Raw genomic sequence first — 5,365 nt, forward strand, 5'->3', positions numbered from 1 at the left:
TAAATGCCCAGCGATGACCTACTCTTGCATGGCTTAGGCCACACTACCATCGGCGCATGTGCGTTTCACTTCCGAGTTCGGGATGGGATCGGGTGGTGCCACACAGCTATTGTCACTGGGCAAGCTGTTGAAGCGTCGCCTTTCGGCGCCAGCTTGCATGGGGTGGGACGTAGCGAGTTTGTTTGCGTTGGAATGTCGTCGACGTATCGTCGAGTCCAAGGCCACTTGAGGTTATATGGTCAAGCCACACGGATCATTAGTACAGGTTAGCTCAACACATTGCTGTGCTTACACACCCTGCCTATCAACCACCTGGTCTTGATGGGTCCTTCAGGGGAGTCAAGCTCCCGGGAGATCTCATCTTGAGGCGCGCTTCCCGCTTAGATGCTTTCAGCGGTTATCGCTTCCGAACATAGCTACCCGGCAATGCCACTGGCGTGACAACCGGAACACCAGGGGTTCGTCCACTCCGGTCCTCTCGTACTAGGAGCAGCCCCTCTCAAATCTCCAACGCCCATGGCAGATAGGGACCGAACTGTCTCACGACGTTCTGAACCCAGCTCGCGTACCACTTTAAATGGCGAACAGCCATACCCTTGGGACCGACTACAGCCCCAGGATGTGATGAGCCGACATCGAGGTGCCAAACACCGCCGTCGATATGAACTCTTGGGCGGTATCAGCCTGTTATCCCCGGAGTACCTTTTATCCGTTGAGCGATGGCCCTTCCATACAGAACCACCGGATCACTAAGACCTACTTTCGTACCTGCTTGATCCGTCGATCTCGCAGTCAAGCACGCTTATGCCTTTGCACACAGTGCGCGATGTCCGACCGCGCTGAGCGTACCTTCGTGCTCCTCCGTTACACTTTGGGAGGAGACCGCCCCAGTCAAACTACCCACCATACATGGTCCCCGACCCGGATAACGGGCCCAGGTTAGAACGTCAAGCACGACAGGGTGGTATTTCAAGGTTGGCTCCACCCCGGCTGGCGCCAGGGTTTCAAAGCCTCCCACCTATCCTACACAGACGAACTCAACGTTCAATGTAAAGCTATAGTAAAGGTTCACGGGGTCTTTCCGTCTTGCCACGGGAACGCTGCATCTTCACAGCGATTTCAATTTCACTGAGTCTCGGGTGGAGACAGCGCCGCTGTCGTTACGCCATTCGTGCAGGTCGGAACTTACCCGACAAGGAATTTCGCTACCTTAGGACCGTTATAGTTACGGCCGCCGTTTACTGGGGCTTCGATCAAGAGCTTCGCCTTGCGGCTGACCCCATCAATTAACCTTCCAGCACCGGGCAGGCGTCACACCCTATACGTCCACTTTCGTGTTTGCAGAGTGCTGTGTTTTTGATAAACAGTCGCAGCGGCCTGGTCACTGCGACCCCCGACAGCTATAGCTCGCATGAGCCACCATCAGGGGTGCACCTTCTCCCGAAGTTACGGTGCCATGTTGCCTAGTTCCTTCACCCGAGTTCTCTCAAGCGCCTGAGAATTCTCATCCTGCCCACCTGTGTCGGTTTACGGTACGGTCTGCGTAAGCTGAAGCTTAGGAGCTTTTCCTGGAAGCGTGGTATCAGTCACTTCGTCCCAAAGGACTCGTCTCGCTGCTCGGTGTTGAATGGGGTCCCGGATTTGCCTAAGACCCCCACCTACCTGCTTTCCCCGGGACAACCAACGCCCGGTAGACCTAACCTTCTCCGTCCCTCCATCGCACTTACGCGAGGTGCAGGAATATTAACCTGCTTCCCATCGACTACGCATTTCTGCCTCGCCTTAGGGGCCGACTCACCCTGCGTCGATTAACGTTGCGCAAGGAAACCTTGGGCTTTCGGCGTGCGGGCTTTTCACCCGCATTATCGTTACTCATGTCAGCATTCGCACTTCCGATACCTCCAGCAGACTTCTCAATCCACCTTCAACGGCTTACGGAACGCTCCTCTACCGCGCATGCAAAGCATGCACCCCAAGCTTCGGTTCAGTACTTAGCCCCGTTAAATCTTCCGCGCAGACCGACTCGACCAGTGAGCTATTACGCTTTCTTTAAAGGGTGGCTGCTTCTAAGCCAACCTCCTGGCTGTCTGTGCCTTTCCACATCGTTTTCCACTCAGCACTGATTTGGGACCTTAGCTGTGGGTCTGGGTTGTTTCCCTTTTCACGACGGACGTTAGCACCCGCCGTGTGTCTCCCGGATAGTACGTGCTGGTATTCGGAGTTTGCCATGGTTTGGTAAGTCGCAATGACCCCCTAGCCATAACAGTGCTCTACCCCCAGCAGTATTCGTCCGAGGCGCTACCTAAATAGCTTTCGAGGAGAACCAGCTATCTCCGGGTTCGATTAGCTTTTCACTCCTAATCACACCTCATCCCCTACCTTTGCAACGGGAGTGGGTTCGGGCCTCCAGTACCTGTTACGGTACCTTCACCCTGGGCATGACTAGATCACCCGGTTTCGGGTCTACAGCCCGCGACTATGCGCCCTATTCAGACTCGGTTTCCCTTCGCCTCCCCTATACGGTTAAGCTTGCCACGAACTGTAAGTCGCTGACCCATTATACAAAAGGTACGCAGTCACCCCGAAGGGCTCCTACTGCTTGTACGCACACGGTTTCAGGGTCTATTTCACTCCCTTCACCAGGGTTCTTTTCGCCTTTCCCTCACGGTACTGGTTCACTATCGGTCGGTCAGGAGTATTTAGCCTTGGAGGATGGTCCCCCCATGTTCAGACAGGGTTTCTCGTGCCCCGCCCTACTCGATTTCATCGGAAGGGTTCTTTCGCATACCGGGCTGTCACCGTCTATGGCCGAGCTTTCCAACTCGTTTTGCTAGAACCCAACCGACTTAAGGGCTGTTCCCCGTTCGCTCGTCACTACTCAGGGAATCTCGGTTGATTTCTTTTCCTCCGGTTACTTAGATATTTCAGTTCACCGGGTTCGCCTTGCATGGCTATGTATTCACCATGCAATACTGCTTGCGCAGTGGGTTTCCCCATTCGGACATCGCGGGATCAATGCTTGTTGCCAGCTCCCCCACGCTTTTCGCAGGCTGCCACGTCCTTCATCGCCTCTGACCGCCAAGGCATCCACCGTGTGCGCTTATTCACTTGACCATATAACCCCAAGTCGCCTCGGGATCATACGTTGCGTGAACACAACGTCTCACTTCAAATATTAGGGACTCGTAGTCCCCGCCTTAGCCTCTACGACACGTCATGGACATTCCGTCTCAAAACGCTCGCTACGTCCCAGTTTTCAAAGAACGCGACCTGGCCTCAACGCCCGGTCGCTTCAAATCTATGTGTGTGTGCGCAGTATCATCCAGAGTTTCGGGTACCTTTCGGTGGTGGGTCTGGGAGGACTCGAACCACCGGCCTCACCCTTATCAGGGGTGCGCTCTAACCACCTGAGCTACAGACCCAAAAGTCGTGCGTTACCCGGGCCGCAGCATGGTGGAGCTTGTCGGGATCGAACCGACGACCCCCTGCTTGCAAAGCAGGTGCTCTCCCAGCTGAGCTAAAGCCCCGTGCTGAAACTCTGAATGCAGGTCACTTGTGCGGACGCCTGGACAGGCAATGTGCTGTCTTTAGTCTCTAAAGGAGGTGATCCAGCCGCACCTTCCGATACGGCTACCTTGTTACGACTTCACCCCAGTCATGAATCACTCCGTGGTAACCGTCCCCCCGAAGGTTAGACTAGCTACTTCTGGAGCAACCCACTCCCATGGTGTGACGGGCGGTGTGTACAAGGCCCGGGAACGTATTCACCGCAGCAATGCTGATCTGCGATTACTAGCGATTCCGACTTCATGGAGTCGAGTTGCAGACTCCAATCCGGACTGAGATGGGGTTTCTGGGATTGGCTTACCGTCGCCGGCTTGCAGCCCTCTGTCCCCACCATTGTAGTACGTGTGTAGCCCTGGCCGTAAGGGCCATGATGACTTGACGTCATCCCCACCTTCCTCCGGTTTGTCACCGGCGGTCTCCTTAGAGTTCCCACCATTACGTGCTGGCAACTAAGGACAAGGGTTGCGCTCGTTGCGGGACTTAACCCAACATCTCACGACACGAGCTGACGACAGCCATGCAGCACCTGTGTCACGGTTCCCGAAGGCACCAATCCATCTCTGGAAAGTTCCGTGCATGTCAAGGCCAGGTAAGGTTCTGCGCGTTGCATCGAATTAAACCACATACTCCACCGCTTGTGCGGGCCCCCGTCAATTCCTTTGAGTTTCAGTCTTGCGACCGTACTTCCCAGGCGGCGAACTTAACGCGTTAGCTTCGATACTGAGTGCCTAAGTGCACCCAACATCCAGTTCGCATCGTTTAGGGCGTGGACTACCAGGGTATCTAATCCTGTTTGCTCCCCACGCTTTCGTGCCTCAGTGTCAGTGCTGGTCCAGGTAGCCGCCTTCGCCACGGATGTTCCTCCCGATATCTACGCATTTCACTGCTACACCGGGAATTCCGCTACCCTCTACCGCACTCTAGACTGCCAGTATCCAATGCCATTCCCAGGTTGAGCCCGGGGCTTTCACATCAGACTTAACAAACCACCTACGCACGCTTTACGCCCAGTAATTCCGAGTAACGCTTGCACCCTTCGTATTACCGCGGCTGCTGGCACGAAGTTAGCCGGTGCTTATTCTTTGGGTACCGTCAGAACCACAGGGTATTAACCCATGGCTTTTCTTCCCCAACAAAAGTGCTTTACAACCCGAAGGCCTTCTTCACACACGCGGCATGGCTGGATCAGGCTTGCGCCCATTGTCCAATATTCCCCACTGCTGCCTCCCGTAGGAGTCTGGGCCGTGTCTCAGTCCCAGTGTGGCTGATCATCCTCTCAGACCAGCTACGGATCGTCGCCTTGGTGGGCCTTTACCCCGCCAACTAGCTAATCCGACGTCGGCTCATCTTTCTGCGCGAAGCCCGAAGGTCCTCCGCTTTCACCCGTAGGTCGTATGCGGTATTAGCGTAAGTTTCCCTACGTTATCCCCCACAAAAAGGCAGATTCCGACGTTGTCCTCACCCGTCCGCCACTCGCCACCCAGGGAGCAAGCTCCCCTGTGCTGCCGTTCGACTTGCATGTGTTAGGCCTGCCGCCAGCGTTCACTCTGAGCCAGGATCAAACTCTTCACTTAAGTATTGCGGCGCAGCCCGAAGGCTTTGCCTATGCTTTGAGTGCAGTGTCGTCCCAGCCCAAATTACTCGATCACTCGCATCTTGCGATGCGGTGCTTGATTCATTTGGACTGTGTCGAACATCTGCAAATGGACAACCATCCACCCGCCAGACGTCCGCACAAGTCACCTGCGCACACTGTCAAAGATCAGGGGAACCGGCCTCAGCGCCGCGTTCCGACTCG

General features: G+C 55.3%; 2 tRNA genes and 3 rRNA genes. All 5 read right to left on the reverse strand.

From position 1 onward, the window contains the following. Nucleotides 1–5: 5 nt before the first annotated feature. Nucleotides 6–120 (reverse strand): 5S ribosomal RNA (gene rrf / locus ACT9F5_RS13915). A 115-nt stretch (nt 121–235) separates the two neighbouring features. Next, nucleotides 236–3,114 (reverse strand): 23S ribosomal RNA (locus tag ACT9F5_RS13920). A 231-nt stretch (nt 3,115–3,345) separates the two neighbouring features. Then, nucleotides 3,346–3,422, reverse strand: a tRNA-Ile gene (locus ACT9F5_RS13925). Between the two features lie 29 nt (nt 3,423–3,451). Then, a tRNA-Ala gene (locus ACT9F5_RS13930) sits at nt 3,452–3,527 on the reverse strand. Between the two features lie 69 nt (nt 3,528–3,596). Then, nucleotides 3,597–5,141 (reverse strand): 16S ribosomal RNA (locus ACT9F5_RS13935). The 16S, 23S and 5S rRNA genes sit together here with 2 tRNA genes alongside, the layout of an rRNA operon. Nucleotides 5,142–5,365: the final 224 nt, after the last annotated feature.

The organism is Lysobacter sp. F6437 (genome assembly GCF_052547215.1).